General features: G+C 52.8%; 19 protein-coding genes and 1 pseudogene. 11 read left to right on the top strand and 9 right to left on the bottom strand.

All coding sequences use genetic code 11. The features are described 5' to 3' along the window. Positions 1-37 precede the first annotated feature (37 nt). Positions 38-862, top strand: a complete 825-nt coding sequence (dapD, locus tag FOC35_RS04920) for a 2,3,4,5-tetrahydropyridine-2,6-dicarboxylate N-succinyltransferase (protein WP_016534961.1) — start codon at positions 38-40, stop codon at positions 860-862. 109 nt (positions 863-971) lie between these two features. After that, complete coding sequence (locus FOC35_RS04925) at positions 972-1361, top strand: DUF3461 family protein (protein ID WP_016534960.1); 390 nt, start codon at positions 972-974, stop codon at positions 1359-1361. Between the two features lie 57 nt (positions 1362-1418). Here FOC35_RS04925 and degP read toward each other — a convergent pair whose 3' ends face one another. Beyond that, the gene (gene degP, locus FOC35_RS04930; protein ID WP_172568315.1) at positions 1419-2864 is read right to left on the bottom strand and encodes a serine endoprotease DegP; all 1446 of its coding nucleotides are present in this window, start codon (positions 2862-2864) and stop codon (positions 1419-1421) included. A 139-nt stretch (positions 2865-3003) separates the two neighbouring features. Then, positions 3004-4518: a dGTPase gene (gene dgt, locus FOC35_RS04935; RefSeq protein ID WP_172568316.1), complete on the bottom strand. Its 1515-nt coding sequence runs from the start codon at positions 4516-4518 to the stop codon at positions 3004-3006. 94 nt (positions 4519-4612) lie between these two features. Here dgt and mtnN point away from each other — a divergent pair, with 94 nt between their 5' ends. Genes mtnN through FOC35_RS04950 form a run of 3 tightly spaced genes read left to right on the top strand, consistent with a single transcriptional unit; the run spans position 4613 to position 6747 of the window. Continuing rightward, on the top strand, positions 4613-5311 hold the full coding sequence (gene mtnN, locus FOC35_RS04940) for a 5'-methylthioadenosine/S-adenosylhomocysteine nucleosidase (protein WP_172570328.1): 699 nt from the start codon (positions 4613-4615) through the stop codon (positions 5309-5311). Further along, positions 5304-6104: a vitamin B12 ABC transporter substrate-binding protein BtuF gene (gene btuF, locus FOC35_RS04945; protein ID WP_172568317.1), complete on the top strand. Its 801-nt coding sequence runs from the start codon at positions 5304-5306 to the stop codon at positions 6102-6104. Before mtnN ends, btuF begins: the two co-directional genes overlap by 8 nt. Before the next feature lie 22 nt (positions 6105-6126). Continuing rightward, positions 6127-6747, top strand: a complete 621-nt coding sequence (locus tag FOC35_RS04950) for a TRIC cation channel family protein (RefSeq protein WP_172568318.1) — start codon at positions 6127-6129, stop codon at positions 6745-6747. Between the two features lie 50 nt (positions 6748-6797). Here the strand turns inward: FOC35_RS04950 and erpA are convergent, their stop codons facing one another. Together erpA and clcA are read right to left on the bottom strand one after the other, a co-directional pair. Continuing rightward, a complete protein-coding gene (gene erpA / locus FOC35_RS04955) occupies positions 6798-7142 on the bottom strand; it encodes an iron-sulfur cluster insertion protein ErpA (protein ID WP_016534954.1) in 345 nt (114 codons plus the stop codon). 80 nt (positions 7143-7222) lie between these two features. Next, positions 7223-8647, bottom strand: coding sequence for a H(+)/Cl(-) exchange transporter ClcA (gene clcA, locus FOC35_RS04960; RefSeq protein ID WP_172568319.1), 1425 nt, complete (start codon positions 8645-8647; stop codon positions 7223-7225). A gap of 177 nt (positions 8648-8824) precedes the next feature. Between clcA and hemL the strand changes: the two genes are divergently transcribed. After that, entirely contained in the window at positions 8825-10105 is a 1281-nt protein-coding gene (gene hemL, locus FOC35_RS04965; RefSeq protein WP_016534952.1) for a glutamate-1-semialdehyde 2,1-aminomutase, read from the top strand. 54 nt (positions 10106-10159) lie between these two features. Here the strand turns inward: hemL and FOC35_RS04970 are convergent. Next, positions 10160-10294, bottom strand: a pseudogene (locus FOC35_RS04970) (iron chelate uptake ABC transporter family permease subunit); the annotation flags it as partial. 505 nt (positions 10295-10799) lie between these two features. Between FOC35_RS04970 and FOC35_RS04975 the strand changes: the two are divergent. The 5 genes from FOC35_RS04975 to FOC35_RS04995 all read left to right on the top strand — a co-directional run bounded on the left by FOC35_RS04975 (position 10800) and on the right by FOC35_RS04995 (position 16280). Continuing rightward, positions 10800-11354, top strand: a complete 555-nt coding sequence (locus FOC35_RS04975; protein WP_172568320.1) for a spore coat protein U domain-containing protein — start codon at positions 10800-10802, stop codon at positions 11352-11354. Positions 11355-11443: 89 nt separating this feature from the next. Then, positions 11444-11911 carry a spore coat U domain-containing protein gene (locus FOC35_RS04980; protein ID WP_172568321.1) on the top strand — a complete coding sequence of 156 codons (468 nt, stop codon included), beginning with the start codon at positions 11444-11446 and terminating at the stop codon, positions 11909-11911. Positions 11912-11946: 35 nt separating this feature from the next. Further along, entirely contained in the window at positions 11947-12705 is a 759-nt protein-coding gene (locus FOC35_RS04985) for a molecular chaperone (RefSeq protein ID WP_172568322.1), read from the top strand. A 17-nt stretch (positions 12706-12722) separates the two neighbouring features. Then, a complete protein-coding gene (locus FOC35_RS04990; protein WP_172568323.1) occupies positions 12723-15110 on the top strand; it encodes a fimbria/pilus outer membrane usher protein in 2388 nt (795 codons plus the stop codon). Between the two features lie 9 nt (positions 15111-15119). Further along, entirely contained in the window at positions 15120-16280 is a 1161-nt protein-coding gene (locus FOC35_RS04995) for a spore coat protein U domain-containing protein (protein ID WP_172568324.1), read from the top strand. Positions 16281-16902: 622 nt separating this feature from the next. Here FOC35_RS04995 and fhuB read toward each other — a convergent pair. From fhuB to fhuA, 4 genes are read right to left on the bottom strand one after another with little or no spacing between them, the layout of a single operon-like run. Then, positions 16903-18882, bottom strand: a complete 1980-nt coding sequence (gene fhuB, locus FOC35_RS05000) for a Fe(3+)-hydroxamate ABC transporter permease FhuB (RefSeq protein WP_172568325.1) — start codon at positions 18880-18882, stop codon at positions 16903-16905. Then, entirely contained in the window at positions 18879-19778 is a 900-nt protein-coding gene (gene fhuD / locus FOC35_RS05005; RefSeq protein ID WP_172568326.1) for a Fe(3+)-hydroxamate ABC transporter substrate-binding protein FhuD, read from the bottom strand. The genes fhuB and fhuD overlap by 4 nt, the downstream gene beginning before the upstream one ends. Continuing rightward, the gene (fhuC, locus tag FOC35_RS05010) at positions 19778-20575 is read right to left on the bottom strand and encodes a Fe3+-hydroxamate ABC transporter ATP-binding protein FhuC (protein ID WP_172568327.1); all 798 of its coding nucleotides are present in this window, start codon (positions 20573-20575) and stop codon (positions 19778-19780) included. Before fhuC ends, fhuD begins: the two co-directional genes overlap by 1 nt. Before the next feature lie 48 nt (positions 20576-20623). Continuing rightward, positions 20624-22861, bottom strand: coding sequence for a ferrichrome porin FhuA (fhuA, locus tag FOC35_RS05015; RefSeq protein ID WP_172568328.1), 2238 nt, complete (start codon positions 22859-22861; stop codon positions 20624-20626). Positions 22862-23061: the final 200 nt, after the last annotated feature.

Below are 23061 nucleotides of genomic sequence, written 5' to 3' on the forward strand. Positions count from 1 at the left end.
AAGTTGAAAGGTAAGTCACAATCAGGAAATATTCATAATGCAGCAGCTACAAAATGTTATTGAATCCGCTTTCGAGCGCCGCGCCGAAATCACCCCGGCAAATGTTGATACCGTCACCCGCGAAGCGGTGAATCAGGTTATTGCCCTGCTCGACAGCGGTGCGCTGCGCGTTGCCGAAAAAATTGACGGCCAGTGGGTCACCCACCAGTGGCTGAAGAAGGCGGTTCTGCTTTCTTTCCGCATTAACGACAACAAAGTTATCGAAGGCGCCGAAAGCCGCTATTTCGATAAAGTACCGATGAAATTTGCCGACTACGACGAAGCTCGCTTCCAGAAAGAAGGCTTCCGCGTGGTTCCGCCTGCTGCGGTTCGCCAGGGCGCATTTATCGCTCGTAACACCGTACTCATGCCTTCCTACGTCAACATCGGCGCATACGTTGATGAAGGCACCATGGTTGATACCTGGGCGACCGTAGGTTCCTGCGCGCAGATCGGTAAAAACGTTCACCTGTCCGGCGGCGTAGGCATCGGCGGCGTACTTGAGCCACTGCAGGCCAACCCGACCATCATCGAAGACAACTGCTTCATCGGCGCGCGTTCTGAAGTGGTGGAAGGCGTTATCGTTGAGGAAGGCTCCGTCATCTCAATGGGCGTGTACATCGGCCAGAGCACCCGTATTTATGACCGCGAAACCGGCGAAGTCCATTACGGCCGCGTACCGGCTGGCTCGGTTGTTGTTTCAGGCAACCTGCCGTCTAAAGATGGTTCTTACAGCCTGTACTGCGCGGTGATTGTTAAGAAAGTCGACGCAAAAACTCGCGGCAAAGTCGGCATCAACGAACTGCTGCGCACCATCGACTAATTTTTTGCTCTAAAAGGCGGGTTATCCCGCCTTTTTTGCATCTGGCACTAGCGGAAAAGGAATTTTCCGTTAACTCTCTAATGGTTATTGATCTTTAAGGGTACCGCTTATGTACGATAATTTAAAAAGTCTGGGTATTACTAATCCTGATGAAATCGATCGTTACAGCCTCCGGCAGGAAGCCAACAACGATATCCTGAAAGTCTATTTCCAGAAGGATAAGGGCGAGTTTTTTGCCAAAAGCGTGAAGTTTAAATACCCGCGCCAGCGCAAAACAGTGGTTGCCGACGGCGTAGGCCAGGGCTACAAAGAAGTGCAGGAAATCAGCCCAAACCTGCGCTACGTAATAGACGAGCTGGATCAGCTTTGCCAGCGCGATCGTACCGAAGTCGATCTGAAACGTAAGATCCTCGAAGACCTGCGTCACCTCGAGTCGGTAGTGACCAACAAGATCAGCGAAATCGAATCCGATCTGGAAAAACTGACCCGCAATAAGTAGTTCAGTAACCTAATAAAAAGGGCCGCATTTGCGGCCCTTTTCTGTTTGACTCAAAAATTACTGCATCAGCAGGTAAATCGACGTGTCACCGCGCTGGATGCTCAACGCCATTACCGAAGGCTTGCTGTCCATCACTTTACGCAGCTCGGCAATATTGTTCACCGCCTGCTGGTTGACGCCAACAATGATGTCGCCTTTTTTCAGGCCGATACGCGCCGCCGGAGTATTTGGCTTCACGCTGGTGACCTGCACGCCTTTCTGGTCTTTACCGCCGCGGTTGCTCATCTCCGCACCTTCAATTCCGGTGAAGATTGTCGCCGCATCAACCTGGTTTTGCGTGCTCTGCTGCAGTTCCAGGCTCACTGTCATCGGCTTACCGTCGCGCAGCAGGCCAAGCGCGATTTTGCTCCCCACCGGCATCGAGCCAACTTCGGCACGCAGCGCCGCAAAGCTGCTGATAGGTTTACCGTTCAGGGACGTAATAACGTCACCCGCTTTAATCCCCGATTTCGCAGCAGAGGAGTTCGGCATCACCTGGCTGACAAATGCCCCGCGCTGAGCGTCGACTTTCATCGCTTTCGCCAGCTCGGAGTTCAGCTCGGTGCCCATAATCCCCAGCTCGCCGCGACGAACCTGCCCGTACTGCACCATCTGAGCGGTGAGGTTTTTCACCATATTGCTCGGGATAGCAAAGCCGATACCGATGTTGCCGCCGTCCGGCGCAAGGATCGCGGTGTTAATCCCGATCAGCTCGCCTCTCAGGTTAACCAGCGCACCGCCGGAGTTACCGCGGTTAATCGCCGCATCGGTCTGGATAAAGTTTTCATAGTTTTCAACGTTCAGGCCGCTACGACCCAGCGCCGAAACGATACCGGAAGTCACGGTTTCACCCAGGCCATACGGGTTACCGATAGCCACGGTGTAATCCCCTACGCGCAGTGCGTCGGAGTCAGCGATTTTAATCGCCGTCAGGTTTTTCGGGTCCTGAAGCTGGATAAGCGCGATATCGGAGCGCGGGTCTTTGCCGACCACTTTGGCGTCAAATTTACGGCCATCGCTCAGCTGCACTTTAATCACGGTCGCATTATCAACAACGTGGTTATTGGTCACCACGTAGCCTTTAGCGGCATCAATAATTACGCCGGAACCCAGCGCCATAAACTTCTGCTGCTGGCTGCCGCCGTCAGGCGCGCCGCCTTCACCGCCGCCGCCCTGGCAGAAAGGTGAGCTCTGGAACGGAGAACCGTCCTGGCAGAACGGCGAGTTATCACCGAAGAATTGCTGGAAGTTGCGCCCCATGCGCGGAGTATTTACCGTCGTGCTCCCTTCAACGTTGATACTCACCACTGAAGGCATCACCTGCTCCAGCATTGGCGCAAGGCTTGGCAGCGGCTGCGCAGCAGATGCAGAAGAGGCCGTCTCAGCGGCGGAGGCAGACATAGGACTCAGCGCCAAACCCAGACTAAGAGCCAGCGCACTCATTGCTAACGTGGTTTTTTTCATGGAATCATCTCAACTTTCAAATAACGCAAAATTGCTGTGTTGGTACCATTCAGAGTGAAGTTTACGCCCTAAGTTCAGCGCTTAAGTGGCTGGAAAAAGTAAAAATTTATTGTCCATCTTTACAAAACTCCTGCCGACTTCACTCTACCGCCATCAGGCGTCGGTACTCATCCCAGGCGTATAAATCCGTCATTCCGCTGATGTAATCCTGAATCAGCCTTACACGGAAATAGTATTCCCAAACCGAAAAATCAAGGCTAGCCGGATGCAAATCGTTCACCGCCTCTACATAAGCAAGCCTATGTTTAGTTGAGAGTTTGTGGAAAAGCCTCGTTTCAATCGGCAAACGGCGCAGGCTCTCTTTGCTGACCAGCTCGGAGAAATCCTCGGTTGAAAGCTCGAGTAAGGGACTGTAAATACCAAGTAAGCCACTGATAACCCGGTAACCCTGCAACTCCAGCTGTTCCACATCAGGATGGCTGAAAACATGGCGTACCGCCACCTGCTTATACAACTCCAGCAGCCTGGCGAAAGGACTGTCGTCCTCCAGCAACGCGTGATTAAACTCGCCGGAATAGATATCCGGCAGATTGTCGATAAAGCGCTGGGCGGCATAAGGCGCCAGCTTGTTCAGCGTATTGACGCGTAGATACATAAAGAACTGATCTTCCGCGCTGCGTCGCATCTGGTTGGTGCGGGACTTCTCCCACGCATCTTTAACCACCTGCTCAAACAGGTCGCCACGCTTCTCCTCGCCCCAGGCTTCGCATAAATGCTGGTAAAGCTGCTCCACGCTAAAGATCCGCTTCTCTACCGCATCTTCAAGATCCGCCACGCAGTAGGAGATATCGTCCGCCGCCTCCATTATCCAGGTCAGCGGGAAACGGCTGTACTCCCCGAGGCTCAATTCTTTACGCAGGCGGGCGATATAGCCCTCTTCCGAAAGATAAAACCCCGGCTTCTTCATCAGGTAATTATGGCTTTCCGGCGGTTTGTCGGCATACCAGGCCGGGCGGGTATATTTCAGGATGCAGCCAACCTGGGCCCAGGTCAGGTTCATGCGCAGCAGGCTGTGCACCAGGCGGATACCCTGGGCGTTGCCCTCAAAGCTGCACAAATCCTGGCGCACTTTGCTGCGCAGAGTATTTAGCGACTCCTCCCCTTCACGCAGCTTTAAAAAATCCACTTTGCAGCGGTCGTCGCTGCGGGGCTGGCTCCCGGCATCTTTCGGCTGTAGCCGCTGGCGGAACCAGTCGTTGATGGCAGACTCGCCAAAATGGCCGAACGGCGGGTTGCCGATGTCGTGCATCAGGCAGGCCATTTCCACTATGCTTTCAAACGGGCCGGTTAGCTCGTCGAGACCATACTTCTCCAGCGCCTTTTGCTCTTTCAGCCGCCCGAGGATCTCTTTGGCGATATAGCGGCCGACCTGCTGGACCTCCATCGAGTGAGTCAGTCGCGTGCGCACGGCAGCGTTGCGTTCGAGCGGGAAAACCTGCGTTTTTTGCTGCAATCGGCGGATAGCAGGCGAGTTGATTATCCTGCCGCGGTCGCTTTCAAAAATGCGCAGAATTTCATACTCGCTCTTCTCCCCTTCGGGCGAGCGGAAGCGCCGGTGCCAGTTAATTTTTCTGCGGAAGTCTATTTCGCTCATGCCCACTCCTGTTCCGTTGATAAGGAGACTGTTTGCCATGATAGACTATGCCCCGAAAATTGAGTCATGTTCCACCACATTAGCGAGTATCTCTATGAAAGCAGGCATTATTGGTGCAATGGAAGAAGAAGTTACGCTGCTGCGTGACAAAATCGAAAACCGCCATACTCTGAGCATCGCCGGTTGTGAAATTTATACCGGTACGCTGAACGGCGTTGAAGTCGCGCTGCTGAAGTCCGGGATCGGCAAAGTCTCTGCGGCCATGGGTGCTACTCTGCTGCTGGAGCACTGCAAGCCCGACGTGATTATCAATACCGGTTCCGCCGGTGGCCTGGCGCCAACGCTGAAAGTGGGCGATATCGTGGTGTCCGATGAAGTACGCTACCACGATGCGGATGTCACCGCTTTCGGCTACGAATATGGCCAGATGGCGGGCTGCCCGGCAAGCTTCGTTGCCGATAAAAAGCTGATTGAAGCGGCTGAAACCTGCATTAAAGAGCTGGATTTACATGCGGTACGCGGCCTGATCGTCAGCGGCGATGCTTTTATTAACGGCTCCGTAGCGCTAGCCAAAATTCGCCATAACTTCCCTCAGGCCGTAGCGGTAGAGATGGAAGCGACGGCAATCGGCCACGTTTGCCATAACTTCAACACGCCGTTTGTTGTGGTGCGCGCCATTTCGGACGTTGCCGATCAACAGTCTCACCTCAGCTTTGAAGAGTTCCTGGCGGTTGCGGCTAAGCAGTCCACCCTGATGGTGGAAAAACTGGTTCAGCATCTGGCTCGTGGCTAACGGCATATTATGGCGAGGAGTAGCGGCCCTGCTCCTCGGCCTCCCGGCGCTGCTGCTTGCGGCGCCTCGGGTCATCTCCCTTTCTCCCGCTAACACCGAACTGGCTTTTGCCGCCGGAATCGAGCCGATTGCGGTAAGCGTTTACTCAGACTACCCGCCGCAGGCGAAAAAAATTGAACAGCTTGCCAACTGGCAGGGTCTGAATTTCGAACGCATTGTGGCGTTAAAGCCGGATGCGGTTCTGGCCTGGCGAGGCGGTAACCCGGACAGGCAGGTAAACCAGCTTATTGCGCTGGGGATCAACGTCATCTGGCTCGATCCTAAAAGCGTCGCGGACGTGGAAGCCGCATTGCGCCAGCTTGCTCCGCTCAGCCCAACGCCCGAAAAGGCGCTCCGGGCAGCAGATAAATTAGCGCAACAGTTCGCTGATTTAAAAGCCCGCTACGGAAAGACAAAAAGCAAAAGAGTTTTCCTGCAATTCAGCCAGCAGCCGCTGTTCACCACCGGCAAAGACTCTATTCAGAATGAGATAGTCGAAACCTGCGGCGGGCAAAATATCTTTGCCGACAGCCGGGTTCCCTGGCCACAGGTAAGCCGCGAACAGGTGTTGGTGCGCAAACCGCAGGCAATAATTATTTCCGGCGACGCGAGCAATATTCCGGCAGTGCGGCAATTCTGGAGTAATCAGTTGAAAGTTCCGGTTATCGCCGTCGATGATGATTGGTTTACACGTTCCGGTCCGCGTATTATCCTCGCCGCAAAACAGCTCTGCGAAGAGCTGGCGAAAGATTAACGTCACGCTCTGAGGATAATAAATGCTGGTCTATTGGCTGGATATTGTCGGTACTGCGGTGTTTGCCATTTCCGGCGTTTTACTGGCCGGCAAGCTGCGCATGGACCCGTTTGGCGTCCTGGTGCTCGGAGTGGTTACGGCGGTAGGCGGCGGCACAATCCGCGATATGGCGCTGGCTAACGGCCCGGTCTTCTGGGTTAAAGATCCTACCGATTTGGTGGTCGCAATGGTGACCTGCATGCTGACCATCGTGCTGGTGCGCCAGCCGCGCCGCCTGCCGAAATGGGTGCTGCCGGTGCTGGACGCCGTGGGTCTTGCGGTATTTGTGGGCATTGGCGTGAATAAAGCTTTTCTTGCCCACGCCAGCCCGCTGGTCGCTATCTGCATGGGCGTCGTTACCGGCGTAGGCGGCGGCATTATCCGCGACGTATTAGCTCGTGAAGTCCCGATGATTCTGCGTACCGAGATCTACGCTACCGCCTGTATCATCGGCGGTATCGTTCACGCCACGGCCTACCACACCTTTGGCGTCCCGCTGGAGCAGGCAAGTATGATTGGTATGGTCGTCACGCTGGTTATCCGCCTGGCGGCAATCCGCTGGCACCTTAAACTGCCGACGTTTGCGCTAACCGACCGGCAGTAGGCATAAAAAAAGCCGCGTTTGCTACGCGGCTTTTTTATTTCAGCAACCAATCAGATGCTGAAGGAGGAACCACACCCGCAGGTGCTTTTTGCGTTCGGGTTGGTCACCACAAAGCGGGAACCTTCCAGGCCTTCGCTATAATCGACCGCGCCGCCCACCAGATATTGCAGGCTCATCGGATCCACAACCAGAGCAACACCCTGTTTCTCAATGGTCATATCGCCGTCGTTAATCTGGTCGTCAAAGGTAAAGCCATACTGGAAGCCGCTGCAACCACCACCGGTGATATAGACGCGAAGTTTCAGATTTGGGTTTTCTTCGTCTGCAATCAGACTTTTCACTTTATTGGCTGCTGCTTCGGTAAACTGCAGCGGCAGCGCTACGTCATCACTCATTTTTTGCTCCCAACAATTAACAAGTCGGGCAGAAAATAACCCGCACTTTAGCGGCATTATCTAATACCCTGGTAAATCGTTCAAGTATTCTGCCCGGCACAAGCCTGTTCATTCGCTCGCGCTTTCTCAGCTTCTTGTTTTGCCAGCGTTCTTGCCAGAATCACCGAGTATAGCGGTTTCCCGCCGAGGAATTGTGCCAACAGTGTCGCCCCAAGGCAGGTGATTATCATTGGCAGAATGAGCTGGTAATTGTCGGTCATCTCCAGCACCAGCACGATGGCGGTCAGCGGCGCACGTAATGAAGCCGCCAGCAGTGCCCCCATCCCGGCAATGGCAAAAGTCCCCATGTCGAGATGATAAGCCGGGAACCAGGCCGCGCATGCCATACCAAAAGCGGTACCCAGCAGCGTTCCCAGCGCCAGCATTGGCGCAAAAATGCCTCCCGGCGCACCGGAGGAGAAGCACAGCAAAGTGGTTATAACGCGGGCAAAAAAGAGAAACAGCAGCATGTCGATGCTGTAATTGCCCATTGCCGCAATCGGGATCAGGCTAAAGCCGCCGCCGGAGGCCGCCTGCTGAATAAGCCCCAGTACGCCGCACAGCCCGCCTATCAAACCGCCAATCAGCACCCATTTATTGATATTGCCGCCGTGAATACGCTGGAACATATCCTGCGCGCCAATAACCATCCGGTTAAACGCCACGCCGACGATACCAAACACCATGCCAAGGATCAGGTATAGCCAAAGCGTATTCACCGGCGCATCCGCCAGCTTGCCCACCTGAATCACCGTGGTTTCGGTATTAAAAATGCGAAACACGGTGCTCGACATAATCACGCCGATAAACACCGCTTTTATCGAAATCAGGTTATAGCGAAACTGAGTGCGCATCTCCTCGATGATAAAAAGGATCCCGGCCAGCGGAGCGTTAAAAGCCGCAGACAAACCGGCAGCTGCGCCGGTTGCCAGCAGAGAATGACGAGCCTCCGCTCCGCGCTGGCGGAACATGTCACTAACCATGCGCCCGATATTGCCGCCCAGTTGAACCGTTGGCCCTTCGCGCCCCAGCACCATTCCCGCGCCGAGAGTGCCCATACCGCCAATAAACTTCACCGGGATAACGCGCCACCAGCGCACCGGCCGCAGTTCCTCAAGCGCCCCTTCGATTTCCGGTATCCCCGAACCGCCCGCTTCCGGCGCAAACCGACGCACCAGGTAATAGCCAACCATCGCCAGCAGCGCCGAGCTAATAAACGCCAGCGGCCACACCAGCCAGGCGCTATCGGCAACCTGCGCCAGCAGGCCAATGCGGTGCTGTAGCACCCAGTTCACCGATTTCTCAAACGCCACGCCGACCAGGCCGGCGAGTATTCCAACGATGGCCGCCATCAGTAAAATCATCAGCGGCATTTTATCCTGGCCAATCAGACGGCGCAGGATGGCCCCCCTGCGCAGGCGGACGCTTTGTGGTGTTTCGGGAGAAGAAGTGTTGGCTGAATTCATCGGCTCATGCAGTTTAGTCATACAAATAAGGCGGGCATTTTACCCACTGATTACGCCAACGTCTTATTAAATTCCCTAATAAACCGTAACGTTTGATTTGGGCAAATATTTCAACGTGGCGCGGGTTTCACATAGAATAGACCGCTGTCACCATTTCCACGAATCAGGAGCCGATTCATGAGTAAGTCTGAAAACCTGTACGCCGCAGCCCGCCAGGTCATTCCCGGCGGCGTTAACTCACCGGTACGCGCCTTTACCGGCGTTGGCGGTGTGCCACTGTTTATCGAGCGTGCGGACGGGGCTTATCTGTATGACGCTGACGGTAAGGCCTATATCGATTATGTCGGTTCGTGGGGGCCAATGGTGCTCGGCCACAACCACCCGGCCATCCGCAACGCGGTCATCGAAGCCGTTGAGCGCGGCCTGAGCTTCGGCGCACCGACCGAAATGGAAGTCAAAATGGCGGAACTGGTTACAGAACTGGTGCCGACAATGGATATGGTGCGTATGGTTAACTCCGGCACCGAAGCCACCATGAGCGCCATTCGCCTGGCTCGCGGCTATACCGGCCGTGACAAAATCATCAAATTCGAAGGCTGCTACCACGGCCACGCTGACTGCCTGCTGGTAAAAGCGGGTTCCGGCGCGCTGACCCTCGGCCAGCCGAACTCACCGGGCGTGCCTGCTGATTTCGCCAAACACACGCTGACCTGCACCTATAACGATCTCTCTTCCGTGCGCGAGGCGTTTGAACAGTATCCGCAGGACGTCGCCTGTATCATCGTTGAGCCGGTTGCGGGCAACATGAACTGCATCCCGCCAAACGCCGACTTCCTGCCTGGCCTGCGCGCATTGTGCGACGAATTCGGCGCGCTGCTGATTATCGACGAAGTGATGACCGGCTTCCGCGTGGCGCTGGCTGGCGCTCAGTCTTACTACGATGTTGAGCCGGACCTGACCTGCCTTGGAAAAATCATCGGCGGCGGGATGCCGGTAGGCGCTTTCGGTGGCCGTCGTGAAATCATGGACGCGCTGGCTCCAACCGGCCCGGTTTACCAGGCTGGCACGCTTTCCGGTAACCCAATTGCCATGGCCGCAGGCTACGCCTGCCTGACCGAAGTTTCTCAGCCTGGCATTCACCAGACGCTGACAGAGCTGACCGAAATGCTGGCAAGCGGCCTGCTGAAAGCGGCTAAAGCTGAAAACATTCCTTTGGTGGTAAATAACGTTGGCGGTATGTTCGGCCTGTTCTTCACCGATGCAGAAACCGTGACCAACTATAAAGACGTGATGACATGCGACGTTGAGCGCTTCAAGCGTTTCTTCCACCTGATGCTGGAAGAAGGCATTTACCTCGCGCCTTCGGCGTTTGAAGCGGGCTTTATGTCCGTCGCCCACTCTAAAGAAGATATTCAGAAGACCATCGACGCCGCGCGTCGTGTGTTCGCGAAGCTGTAATCTTTACCCTCACCCCGGCCCTCTTCCCGGAAAGCAGAGGGTTCGGATGAGGGATTACCGCCCCTGCTTTCTCAGCAGATAAACGAAGTATGGCGCGCCGATAAACGTCGCCAGCAGCCCCGCCGGAACCTGGTTCGGGAACAGAATCATCCTGCCGCACCAGTCAGCCAGAATCATCAATATGCCCCCGGGATCCCTACTACGCGATAACCTCACTAATGACTGGTTTTGTAGATAGTGCATTTTGTGACTTCATTTCCACTGAGAAATATACTGCCCTGTTCAAAAAAACCCTAGCACAAACTATTTTCATACCCTCAGATAATATCCCAATAAGGTAATTGCAGCTTCATATAGTAGTTATTAGCGAACAAGCCCAGCAGATGTTAAGCGCGCTTACTTTAACGCACTATAAATTTAACACATCCCGTTTCCAGCAGAAGATAATCTAAATAACCTTGTTAGATTATATTTTCAAATATTTCAGTGCATTTTATTATGCTACCGCTTTGATATGCATCAATTACAATACAATTTTACTCGTGTTGTTATCGATCAATTTAGAATTGACTGATAGCCAATAACTATTAAACGACGATCATTGATCGTTGTTGTCAATCTGTTTAGGTTATGAACCGTATAAGTTGTGTGCACTACAAATATACAAACCAATTAATTCAGGGAGGGTTACTTTATGTTATTACGTCGATTAACAACTATCGTTCTTTTACTCACCGGCATTTTTTCCTATCAAGCTACAGCCGCCTCTTTACCAAGTGTCATTACTGGATCTATTACGGTGAGTGCAAACATTGCCGGTAGCTGTGAAGTGACGACGACCGGATCGGAAACTCCTCTCTCAGGTGATTTTGGTACTATTTCTTTTGATACTTCTGACTGGATGTCGCATAAATCCATCAATGCTGAAGATTTGGCTTTAACGGTGACCTGTACCTCAGGAAATGTACCCGTTATCAAACTGAATCAGGGTAAGAGCTATGATCCAAAATTAAAACTCTGGCAGATGGTAAATAAAACGGCTGAAAACGCTAAACTTGCTTACCAGCTTTATAGTGACAGCACTCACAGCACTGTTATTGAGCCTGAAAAAGATATTAATACGAAAAAAGAAAATCCTTTCAAGATGGTTATTGCCGGCCAGATCCCCGGCATTTCGGACGTCACGTCAGTAGCTGCGGGTGATTATCAGGATACCATCCAGATGACGGTAGACTGGAGTGGTAGCTGATTCAGAAAAATCTATCATCTTTTCCGGGAAGAGTCAGAATGAGAAAAATATCCCGAGTGCTAGTTTCATCGTGGTGTCTGAGAACGTGTTTGGCTATTTTTACCATGCTCCTTTCCAATAAGAGTATTTCTACAACCGTACAGGCATCTTTTAAAATATCAGAACACATTTTCAACGGTTGTCAGATATCACAAAAAAAGGAAATTGATTTTGGTAATCTCAGCATAGCAGAACTTGTAGATAAACGACCGGTTGCAGTTGGTGAAATTGATGTGTGCTGCACACCAGGCGTGGTAATAGGTGTGACTTTGGATGGAGGAAAAGCCGCATCTAACAACCAACGAAATATGCAGACACCAGATCATAAATTACTTTCTTATGATATTTTCTTCGACCCGGCATATACGTTGCTTTGGCCGCCAAATTTAAACCATGAATATTCCGAAGCGACTAGTGAACCAATAGCTATTCCACTTTACGCTAGGTTAGATACACATAACTCGATACCCAAGACTGGAAATTACCAGGACGTTATTAACGTCACCGTAAAATATTAGGCCTGAAAGCTACCGTCTGAAATTTGGGGGCATCAATGCATCGACTTATTTATTTAGTTATAATCGCTAGTTATATAGCATCCATTTCAGCATCCGCTGCGATTAACATTGCTTTATGGCCTATAAATCAACATATAAATAGTTCAGACAGCTCCAGCATTTTATGGATTAAGAATGCAGGTGATGATAATGCCGGCATTTCTGTCAGGGTACTGGCGTGGCATCAGAAAGCGGGAAACAACTATTTCAGCGATCAGAATGATATCAATATTGTTCCGCCAGTCCTCGGAATTATGCCGGACGACAAAGCTTTTGTGCGCTTTTTTGTTTCCCCTTCGACCCACCGTGTCACTGAGCAAGCTTACCGAATTATTATCGATGAAGTCCCTCACCTTACAAAAGGGGGCCAGGATAAGGTGGCGCTACGCATGCGCTATGTGTTGCCGCTCTTTGTTTCCGGTAGTCAGACACCGCTCTCCTGGCAGCAGAAGGGTGACAATCTACCGGCCCGTTACCCAGAAGTGACCTGGCATTTTTCCACAGGAGAAGGAACTAAAACTATTGTCTTTCATAATATTGGCCCGGTACATGCCCGGCTTTCAGATATCACGCTAGAAGGCGAGCAGAAAGGGAAAGCAGCCATACAGCTTCACCCTGGACTGCTGGGGTATGTTCTGCCCGGAGCTACGCTAACAATGCCGTTGCCGGCCTCGGTTTTGCCCTCAGATAAAGAGACTCTGGCAGCACGATTCTTTGACGCGGACAGTCATCCCACTGTCATTCCACGTGGCTGATAGGCCGGATAACAATCATGAATATAACAGGTTTGAAAAACAAGACCGTCCCGGCCTGTTTTCTGCTGCTGGGGATTTTTGCCCACAGAAATGGCCTGTGCCGCGAATATATGAATGAGCTTCCTGCACCACAGACGTTACAGCCAGAATTTATACCAGAATATAATGTCAACGTGATTCTAAATGGGCGAATGCTTAAAAGCCGGATACCGATCAGAATAACCCATCACCACTACCTGGTTCCGCGCGTTTACCTTGACCACAAAATCCCTGTCCCTAAGAGCCAACTCCCGGTTGACAGTAAGCACGTTGTCGACATCACGGCTATTGTCGGAATAAAAACCCGCTATGATGCCGGGCAGCATGCATTAGTAATTGATGTCCCTCCCGAGTGGTTGCCGCGGCAGAGTCTTTCAGCCTCTGATACAGATGAAAGTATTGATTATAGCAACGCTTCCGGTGTGGCTTTGGATTATGACGTATATGTATCGCACAACCGCTGGCTTGATGCTGGATCGCTTTATCTGGGGGGGCGTTTTTTTACCGGTTCAGGCTATTTGTTTGCTTCAGGCCTGGCAAGCCAAGCCAGGCTCCGAGGCAGTGCATTCAGCGCGACCCAGTATATCCGATATCAAACCTACTACCGGCAATACTTTGCTGATAGCGATACGGCTCTGATTCTGGGTGATTTTGTTTCGGATGGGGGCGAGTGGGACAGCGGCGTAAGGATGGGTGGCATATCTTTTCGTAAGGCTTATCAGCTCAGCCCTGCCAAAAATATCTATCAGTCACCCAGTATCCGCGGGACAGCCAGAGCGCCTTCAATTGTCGATATTTTTATGGATAATCGAAAAATTGCTTCCGATTCGGTCGACAGCGGGCCTTACGAAATTAATAACCTGCCCTTTATTAATGGGGCTGGACAGGTAACCGTCGTCACGACGGACAAACTCGGAAATAAAACCAATGAAACAGTGCAGTTGTATAAAACCAGCTCGCTGCTTGCTGCAGGAATCAATCAGTTCTCTGCTAACCTTGGGTACCTTCGCTACAATTACGGCTATGGCGATAGTAAATACCATAATTTGGCTTTCAGCGGTTACCTGAGCAGGGGAATAACCCCGACTCTGACACATGTACTGTTCATGCAAAATGCCAGCCGTTTGTTGATGGCAGGAACAGGCATTAATTTCCTTGTCGCTCCAGTTGGCACGTTCAGTTTGACGGGTGCGGCCAGTTCGGATAATGAATTGACCAGACGTAATGGCGGGAAAGCAGAGCTAGGCTACAGCTATGCTAATCAGCATGTAAATCTTTCCTACAATCACAGCCAGTACTCCAGGGGCTATACGGATCTCGGCAGTTATGGCTATCAAGCCGACGGATTTTCTCTCGCGCCAACCCGCAGCATCGACCAGGTATGGCTAAGTTACCAGTGGCGGAATGCTGTCACCCTGGGTATAGGTTATTTCTATATCCGACCTTATGAAAATTCAGTCTACAGCATGGGGAATATTTCATTATCCCTACCCACATTTCTGCATGGGGATCTTTCCCTGGGCGTGAGCGCCTATAATGCGAGCGGCCATGACTTGATGATGATGCTGAACTGGAGTCTACCTCTGGGGAGCTGCGCGCGGGCGCAATATACCTTTGAGCACTCATCTCCAGGAAATCGGAATAGCGTCAACCTTACATGGGGCGGATACGGACCTCAAAAAACGCATATTGACCTGCAGGCAACAAAAGAGGAAACCGGCTACCGCAATCAACGTGCCAGTATCTATCACAGCAGCCGCTACGCAAATCTTAGCGGAGGATTATATGGCAGTAATGATAAAACCTACTGGCTGGAAGGTTCAGGTACCGTCACTATCCTCGACGGAGCCATACAGTTCAACCGGGATTCTCAAGGGGCATTTGTACTGGTCAACGCAGGTATCCCTGACCTGCCTTATTACAGCGGGGGAAACCTCGAAGGACGCACCGATAGCCGAGGTTACGGTTTTATTGACAACATACAGGCAGGCACCCCTATTGAAATATCGCTCGATCCGACACATCTTCCGGTCGATTATCGTGCCAGACGTTACAGAAAAAAAGTCAGACTTTATCCTCAGTCTGGTACAGAAGTTAACTTTGGTGGAGAAAAAGCATTCCCTGCCAGTTTCAGACTGGTAGATGGTGCAGGACATGCGATACCTGCTGGCAGCGTCGTAAAGGATGAGGATTCAGGTAACAGCACCTTTATTGGCTATCACGGGACAGGTTTTGTGTACATGGAGAATGATCGTCCAGTGATACTCTCGATATATCACGGCGTGGGATCAACATGCAGAATCGTATTACACCGTCGGGACTTTGCTTCCCAGCGCGGCACGCCACCAACCTACACCTGCCGTTAAGGATAAATAATGAAAGTACGATACGGTATTATTGCAATGCTTTTTCTACTATCAGGCTTTATTCCAAAGGGGCAGGCTAATAGCCTCATGAACTTTGAATTCAACCAGCTTTGTAATGTGTATTGGGACCATACAGGACCGATTATACTTAGCTCTTTCGATAAATCAGGTTTGGATATTCAGGATGGTGGTAATACCAGTGTAGACGTCCCGGTGGATGTTTTCTGTCTCGGCAGGCCCGACACTCTTTCTGACTCCGACGCCTCTTTCAGTATGGTGGTCAGCCGCGTATTTCCAAAGCCCTGGTCCGGTAATGACCTGGTGCTCACTAACGAAAAACCGGCAGAGGCTAATGAGCATTATCAAATCCGGGCGAATCTGTGTGCAGGGCAATCAGCAGGAGAGATTTCTCAGCTTTGCGTCAGCACTATCGGCACTCCAACTAATTATGTGTTTCCTCAAGGGGGCGATCAAAAGGAACTAGTGGACAGTATTCTGGGTCCCAACAGCAGTGAATCAACGGCAATGAATAAAGCACTATGCAGCGCACATCCAGATGAATGTGATTATACATATATGTATATTCATATTGGACAAAGGGAACATCCTTATCGCCTGCAGGCGCACCTTATCATTCCGCAGCAGACACAAATTGCGCCAGGATCTTATTACGGAACTTACACTATCCGACTTAATGGTAAACTTAGGGGGGAAAGCCTTTTGGGTTTTTCATTAGTGGGCATGAATATCAGTAATGTTCAGCAACCACTTGAATTCAGGCTAAATGTTTCATCTTCATGCCAGGTAACTCCACCAACTGATGTGATTTTACCTGCTCAAATGTTTTCCGGGCAAAGTGAATCCCAGGATGCTCTCGCCCAAGTTCGCTGTACCTATGGCACTCCTTATACGGTCACCTTTAAAGGATCGCATACCGATAATACCGGAACAGAATATCTGTCCATCAGCAATGGAAAAAACAAAATCCCCTATCAAATCCTGAATGATAAGGGTGTTAGATGGGATCAACTGGGGGAGAAATTTACCGGAACCTCGGAAAAACAGCCGATACATTTTAAGATTAAAACCCTGACCGGGGACGAGAATCAACCTGCTGGGACCTATGAAGACACCGTGACGATGACAGTCAACTATGCGGATGCTACCTGATATGTATCTTGAATCGTGCGATTTTGTCGCAATAAGACTCTCCATAGCAGTTATTTAAGAACTGATAAAATATACAGTGAAGGCCATTATGTTGAAAAAAATAATGTTATTGATTGCAGCATCGACATTTTGCATGGGAATACCATCCGCATATGCCATGCATTCTGCTCCGGCCCCATCTTTAAACAGCATCGCTCGTGGGATTAGTAAGGATAGCCATATGGATTTGATTATTAACGCCCCCCATTCAGTCGATGTTAACCACGGTAAATTTGTCGGCTCGGTTATTGATACTCCGTGCCCGGTCTATGCTAACGATAGTAGATTAGTTGACCGGTCAAGGAGCAGCGGTCAACGGATAACCGCCTGAATGCAGCGTTGCATCTATGGATTTAGATCTTAAGAATATTTGCGAAGTCGCGTTGAATTAAATGTGGTTTGACACATACCTTTTAGATATATTGAAGTTCCCAAACAAAATAAGAACTATTATTTGCAAAAGCTACCGACTCAGAATTGATTAGCTACACGCCATAGGGACGAAAGAACCTCCTGTTCTTAGCCATCGTGTCATGGTGGCCTGCGCGGTATGCTATTGTTCATCTTTATCGATATATACAAACTACCGCCCCTGCTTTCTCAGCAGATAAACGAAGTATGGCGCGCCGATAAACGTCGCCAGCAGCCCCGCCGGAACCTGGTTCGGGAACATAATCATCCTGCCGCACCAGTCAGCCAGAATCATCAATATTCCCCCGAGAACCCCGGCAATCGCCACCTGCGGCATCGCTCTGCGGAAGCCAAGCATGCGTGCGATATGCGGTGCCATCAGGCCAACGAAGCTTAAAGGCCCGACGATAAGCGTCGCGGCGGCGGTCAGCGTGGAAGCCAGCAGCAGAAGCGCCAGCCGTGAAGGCGTTATCGCCATACCAACCGCGCGGGCAGTCGCCCCGCCCAGCGGCAGAATAGCCAGCCAGCGGCGGAACAGCGGCGTTATCGCCAGCAGGATAGCCATAACCACCAGCGTTCTTATCGCCTGATCTCCGGTGACGTTGTAAGTCGAACCCGAAATCCAGGTTAGCAGCGTTGCCATACGCGGATCGCCACTTGCCATCAGCATCATCAATAACATGGTAAATGCGGTACTTAGCGCCATGCCCGCCAACAACATACGCTGCGGCGAGAAGCCTCCGCGCCCGGCGGCAATCATAATAATCAGCAGGGTGGCCGCCGCGCCCAAGCTACCGGCAGGCAGCAGCCAGACGAAGGCATTGCCCGGCACGATAAACAACATCAGCACCACGCCAAACGCCGCCCCGGAGCTAATGCCCAGCACTTCCGGGCTGGCCATCGCATTGCCGGTCAGGCGCTGGATCAGGCTTCCCGCGACCGCCAGCATCACGCCTGCGGTTAACGCCGCCATCACGCGTGGCCAGCGCCATGGCAGAACATCATCAAACAGTTCGCCACTCAGCCAACGCCAGCCATGAGCATCACGGCCAAGCGCCAGCGCGGCGGCTATCGCCACCAGCAGAACGCCAAGGCTGACGAGGAGCCACAGCACAACCCGCTGGCGCTCAGCCGGAATATTGTCTCCGGCGCTCATCGAAGGCGCGCCACTGGTGCGCAGGCGCGGCAGCAGCCACAGCAGAATTGGCGCACCGATGAGCGCGGTGATGGTGCCGGTAGAAATTTCACCCCACACGCCTGCCAGCCAGATAACAATCTGATCGGACAGCCAGAGGATCAAGGCCCCGATCAGCGGCGCAAGGAACAGACGAGCGGCCAGGCGGCGGGCACCCAACATTTTTGCCAGCAGCGGAGCAAACAGGCCGATAAAACCGACAATACCGACCGCGTTAACCAGCTGGGCGCTGAGAACAATCGCCAGCGCCAGCGTTGCCAGCCGTACCAGAGAAAGCGCCAGGCCGAGGTTACGGGCTACGCCATCGTCCAGCCCCATCAGCGTTAACGGGCGCAGCAGCAGCAGCGTTAGCAGCAGGCCGCCCAGCAAACGTGGCCACAGGCTTTCTACGCTGCTCCAGTCCTGCTGGTTGAGCGAGCCGGTACTCCACAGGAACATATTCTGCAGCTGATCGTGGTGGAAGATAGCCAGCAGCTGGTTGACCGCGCCGCAGTAAAGGCTCAGTACCAGGCCCGCAAGAATAAGCGTGACCGGCGACATGCGCTTGCCCCAGGCAACGCCGAAGACCAGCAGGCCAACCGCTGCCGCGCCAATCAGCGCCGCAAACGGCTGGGCCGTCTGAGGTAGCACCCAGAGCGTGGCGACCGTGACACCAAGCTGAGCGCCGCTGGCTACGCCAAGCGTTGTCGGCTCCGCCAGTGGGTTACGCAGCACCTGCTGGAATAACACACCGACGAGCCCCAGCCCGGCACCGACCAGCAGCGATATTGCCAGGCGCGGCAGCAGGCTGAAGTGAAAGAGCATCTGCTGAATATTGTCGAGATCCGGCCTGGCAAAAGCGCGGCTCCACTGCGCGGAAGGCAGCACGCCGTTCATGTTGTGCAGCGTCAGCCAGAGTGCAGCAATAAACAGAATCAGCAGCAGCGCCGCAGGGAAAATAAAATGGCGACGAATCATGAGATTCTCCTCAGCCCGTCATCCAGCACGCGGGCGAAATGCATCGCCGACATCGTCGTGCCGTACAGCCAGACAGCGGGAACCTGCTGGAAACGGTTCTGGCGGATAAACGGCATCGCTTTCCACAGAGGCGTCGCGGCAACCTGGCGGGCTATCGCTTCGTTTTTATGGTCAAAGCACAGCACATCGGCGTCTTTGATCGCCGCCAGACGTTCAATTCCCACTACCGCGGTTCCCCAGAAGTTGGTCTCTTCCTGCCAGGCATTCGTCACCCCCAGCAGATCCATCACCTGTTCGAATAAGCTGTGCTTGCCCACCACCAGCGCATGGCGGTTATCCAAAAATGACATCAGCAGCACCGGACGGCTACCGCGAGCGGCAAAGCGGGGCTTCATGCTGGCTATAAACGCATCAAACTCGGCCAGATGGTTACTGGCGGCCGCCTGCATGCCCAGCGTGTCGCCCAGCTGAATTAACGATTTGCGTGCAATATCCAGCGGCTTGCCGGAACCGTCGTTAAAATTGAAACCCAGCCCGGGCGCAATGCGGGTGATTTTCTCCGGCGAAGGTCCGTAGCCAGCAGAATAGAGAATTAAAGAGGGTTTTAGCTGCGCCATCAGCTCAAGGTTAGGCTCGGTGCGCAGGCCAACGTCCACCACGCCTTCCGGCAGCTTAGGTTCGTTAACCCAGGTTTGGTAATTAGGAATGTCGGCGACGGCCATTGGCGTTACGCCGAGCGCCATCATCAGCTCAACGGGCAGCCACTCCAGGGCGATAATGCGTTTTGCATCCGGCACCGCCGCCTGCGCCGCTGGAAGCTTCAGCAGCAGCGGTGAAAGCGCCATCGCCGCCAGAAGGCGGCGACGGGTCAAAAGAAAGTCATTCATACGGTTCATCAATAAACAAAACTTACCGGCGCAGCCCCCGCCGGGTGCGGCAGGATGCCCATCGGAATACCGTAGATGTGTTCCAGCGTATCGCTTTGCATCAGCGCCTCTGGCGTACCCTGGGCGATCATTTCCCCGCCGCGTAGCGCCACCAGGTTATCGCAATAGCGTGCGGCCATATTGATATCGTGCAGAACGGCAATCACCGTCAGGCCACGCTCCTGGCTAAGGCGATGAATAAGCGCGAGGACATCAACCTGGTGAGCAATATCCAGCGCGGAGGTTGGCTCATCAAGCAGCAGGCAGCGGCTATCCTGCGCCACCAGCATCGCAATCCACGCGCGCTGGCGCTCACCGCCGGAAAGGCTGTCCACCAGGCGATGGGCAAACGGTTTCAGCCCTACAAGGCTAATAGCCTCGTCGACCCGTTCACGATCGGCTACGCCAAAACGCCCCAATGCCCCGTGCCACGGATAACGACCAATCGCCACCAGCTCACGTACCGTCATCCCTTCGGCCGCGGGCAACTGCTGCGGCAGATAGGCAACCTGGCGAGCAAAAGCCTTGCTGCTCCAGCTATCCAGCGGCTGCGAGTTAAGCAGAATATCCCCGTCCGACGGCTTCTGGTGGCGACCGAGCATTTTCAGCAGCGTCGATTTACCGGAACCGTTGTGGCCAATCAGGCCGGTGACTTTACCCACCGGAAAGGTGATGGAAAGCGGATGGAGTAACGTGCGCCCGGGCACGCGGAAGGTGACATCGGTGAGGCTAAAAGTGGTGTCGGGATGAAGGTGTTTATCCTGCATGGTAGCCATCTTAGTGAAGGGCACGGCGAACCGTGCCCGGGAGACAAGTTAGAAGCGGAAGGTCGCGGTGGCAACCACCTGACGCTCTGCGCCCCAGAAGCAGCCATAAGTTTCGAAGCAGCTGGCAACATAGTCACGGTCGAGCAGGTTGTTGACGTTCACCGCAATGCTTGAACCGTTCAGGCCAAAGCGACCGAGGTCATACTTCACAACTGCGTCCATAACCGCCGCGCTGCCCACCTTGAAGGTGTTCGCCGGGTCGCCATAGCTTGAGCCGATGAATCGACCGCCGGTACCCAGAGTCAGGCCACTCAGCACGCCGCTGTTGAAGGTATAATCCCCCCACAGGGAAGCCATGTGTTTAGGAACCTGGACCGGACTATTTCCCTGAAGGGTTGTATCTTTGGTGTACTGCGCATCGGTATAAGTGTACGACGCCGTTACGTTGATATTAGCGTTAACCGCCGCCTTCGCTTCCAGCTCTACGCCGCGAGCGCGAACTTCACCGGCCGGAACCTGATTAAGCGCGTTTGTCGGGTCCGTCATCAGGGTATCAGTTTTGGTCAACTGATAGACCGCACCGGTAACCACAACCGGCATATCCTTAGGTACATACTTCACGCCAGCTTCGTACTGCTCGCCCTTAGAAGGACGGTAGGCAACCCGAGGCGTGCTGTAGAGGCTAAATGCGTTAGGTTCAAAGGACTGGCTGTAGCTGACGTATGGTGAAATACCATTGTCAAACAGATAGTTAACACCACCACGCCAGGTGAACTGATGATCGTTGCGCTCGATATAACCGTTATCACTGCGCACCGTTGTCGCCTGCTTAGACCAATCGTAGCGACCGCCCAACGTCATGACCCACTTGTTCCATTCAGCCTGGTCCTGAACATACAGGCCGGTCTGCTTGCTTTCATTCATCTGGTAAGGCACAGCATTGCCGAAATCGACGTCGCTCATTGAACCCAGATTATTAAGATCCAGAGCCGGAGCATTGCCAAACAGAGCGCTGATGTCGTTACGCATACGCATGTAATCAATCCCGGTCAGCAGGGTATGATCAACATCACCGGTCGCAAATTTACTTTGCAGTTGCGTATCAACGCTGAAGTTTTGCAGCCTTTCATTATCAACGACGGTTCCGCGTCCAAGATAGTGAGCTTTTTGCTCAGCCGTCAGTGCCTGACAGTAGGTATTAAACAGGTTCATGCTGTTGTTGCACAGACCGGTTCCATATGCGCTTTGCTGAGCCACTTTCATTTCTGAGAAGCGCAGGTTCTGACGCACGGTAAAGGTGTCGTTGAAACCGTGTTCAAAGCTATAGCCCACCATTTTCTGGTTGCGGGAATAGCTATTGTTGGTCGCCCCTTCATTAAAGCTGGTTGGCAGACGTCCACCGTTTGGCAGCGGCTGAACGGTCCCCTCTTTTGGCAACCAGCCGTAGTAACCTGTTTGAGGTTCATTCTGGAAGTAGGACAGGAAGGTAAAATTAGTTCTGTCGTCAGGGCGCCATGAGAAGGACGGAGCAATGGCATAACGCTGTTGTTTAGCGTGATCCTGCTGTTCGTTGTTGGAACGAGCAACGCCGGTCAGGCGATAAGAATAAACACCTGAATCGTCCAGCTTATCGCTGAAGTCAAAACCGGTCTGGTAGAGATTATCCGTCCCCATCTTGAACTGGATCTCATGCAGCGGCTCGGTAGTCGGACGCTTGCTAACCATGTTCACAATGCCGCCCGGGCTGCTTTTACCGTACAACACGGAGGTTGGGCCGCGCATCAGCTCAACGCGCTCCAGCATGTAGGGATCGATGACCGCGTCGTTATAGAAGTCACCCTGCATTTTCAGGCCGTCCAGATAGTTGTTCTGGTTCAGGCCAACGGAGGAGAAGCCGCGAATAATAACGAAGTCATAAGTGTTTGACGCACCGCGGCTGCTTACCGTTACGCCCGGCGTATAGCCCAGCGCTTCTTTAACGGACTGGAATTGATGCATCTGCATCTCTTCACTAGTTACCACGGAAATAGACTGTGGCGTCTTTTCAATTGGGGTGTCGGTTTTGGTCGCGGTTGCGGAACGCTTGGCCGCAATCGTCGGTGACGGGCCCCATGCGCTTTCCGCCGGTGCAGCGCTGGCAGAGACCGTAATAGTGTCTTCTTTTTGGGTGCTATTAGTGCCCGCAGCAAAGCTGCTTACGCTTACGCTTCCCACCGCCGCAGCGACAAACAGGGCAAGCTTACGGACAGGGTTTTTGGCTGGCTGACCAGTGAGTGAACGCGCCATGATATTTTCTCTGATGAAGTAGTAAATGATAACGTAAACGATAATTATTATTATGCCCGCAGGATAATAGACGAAACGAATCGTGCATAGCAAGCGCTTCACATCCTCGCAATAGCTAAGGGATTAAGAAATAACCGGATGGTTTATAGGGTGTTATTGAGGTGTGAAATTTAGGATAAGGAACCCTCTCCCGGGCGGGA

Origin of the sequence: Cedecea sp. FDAARGOS_727, assembly GCF_012273235.1 — a bacterium.
GTDB lineage: Bacteria > Pseudomonadota > Gammaproteobacteria > Enterobacterales > Enterobacteriaceae > Cedecea > Cedecea davisae.

What these genes read in the sequence shown, in the direction of transcription:
- FOC35_RS04985 (WP_172568322.1), top strand. Translation starts at nt 11,947, where the DNA reads ATGCATCGACTTATTTATTTAGTTATAATCGCTAGTTATATAGCATCC.
- FOC35_RS04925 (WP_016534960.1), top strand. Translation starts at nt 972, where the DNA reads ATGTACGATAATTTAAAAAGTCTGGGTATTACTAATCCTGATGAAATC.
- fhuA (WP_172568328.1), bottom strand. Translation starts at nt 22,861, where the DNA reads ATGGCGCGTTCACTCACTGGTCAGCCAGCCAAAAACCCTGTCCGTAAG.
- mtnN (WP_172570328.1), top strand. Translation starts at nt 4,613, where the DNA reads ATGAAAGCAGGCATTATTGGTGCAATGGAAGAAGAAGTTACGCTGCTG.
- FOC35_RS04990 (WP_172568323.1), top strand. Translation starts at nt 12,723, where the DNA reads ATGAATATAACAGGTTTGAAAAACAAGACCGTCCCGGCCTGTTTTCTG.
- degP (WP_172568315.1), bottom strand. Translation starts at nt 2,864, where the DNA reads ATGAAAAAAACCACGTTAGCAATGAGTGCGCTGGCTCTTAGTCTGGGT.
- dapD (WP_016534961.1), top strand. Translation starts at nt 38, where the DNA reads ATGCAGCAGCTACAAAATGTTATTGAATCCGCTTTCGAGCGCCGCGCC.
- hemL (WP_016534952.1), top strand. Translation starts at nt 8,825, where the DNA reads ATGAGTAAGTCTGAAAACCTGTACGCCGCAGCCCGCCAGGTCATTCCC.
- fhuD (WP_172568326.1), bottom strand. Translation starts at nt 19,778, where the DNA reads ATGAACCGTATGAATGACTTTCTTTTGACCCGTCGCCGCCTTCTGGCG.
- clcA (WP_172568319.1), bottom strand. Translation starts at nt 8,647, where the DNA reads ATGAATTCAGCCAACACTTCTTCTCCCGAAACACCACAAAGCGTCCGC.
- fhuC (WP_172568327.1), bottom strand. Translation starts at nt 20,575, where the DNA reads ATGCAGGATAAACACCTTCATCCCGACACCACTTTTAGCCTCACCGAT.
- fhuB (WP_172568325.1), bottom strand. Translation starts at nt 18,882, where the DNA reads ATGATTCGTCGCCATTTTATTTTCCCTGCGGCGCTGCTGCTGATTCTG.
- dgt (WP_172568316.1), bottom strand. Translation starts at nt 4,518, where the DNA reads ATGAGCGAAATAGACTTCCGCAGAAAAATTAACTGGCACCGGCGCTTC.
- FOC35_RS04975 (WP_172568320.1), top strand. Translation starts at nt 10,800, where the DNA reads ATGTTATTACGTCGATTAACAACTATCGTTCTTTTACTCACCGGCATT.
- FOC35_RS04995 (WP_172568324.1), top strand. Translation starts at nt 15,120, where the DNA reads ATGAAAGTACGATACGGTATTATTGCAATGCTTTTTCTACTATCAGGC.
- erpA (WP_016534954.1), bottom strand. Translation starts at nt 7,142, where the DNA reads ATGAGTGATGACGTAGCGCTGCCGCTGCAGTTTACCGAAGCAGCAGCC.
- FOC35_RS04950 (WP_172568318.1), top strand. Translation starts at nt 6,127, where the DNA reads ATGCTGGTCTATTGGCTGGATATTGTCGGTACTGCGGTGTTTGCCATT.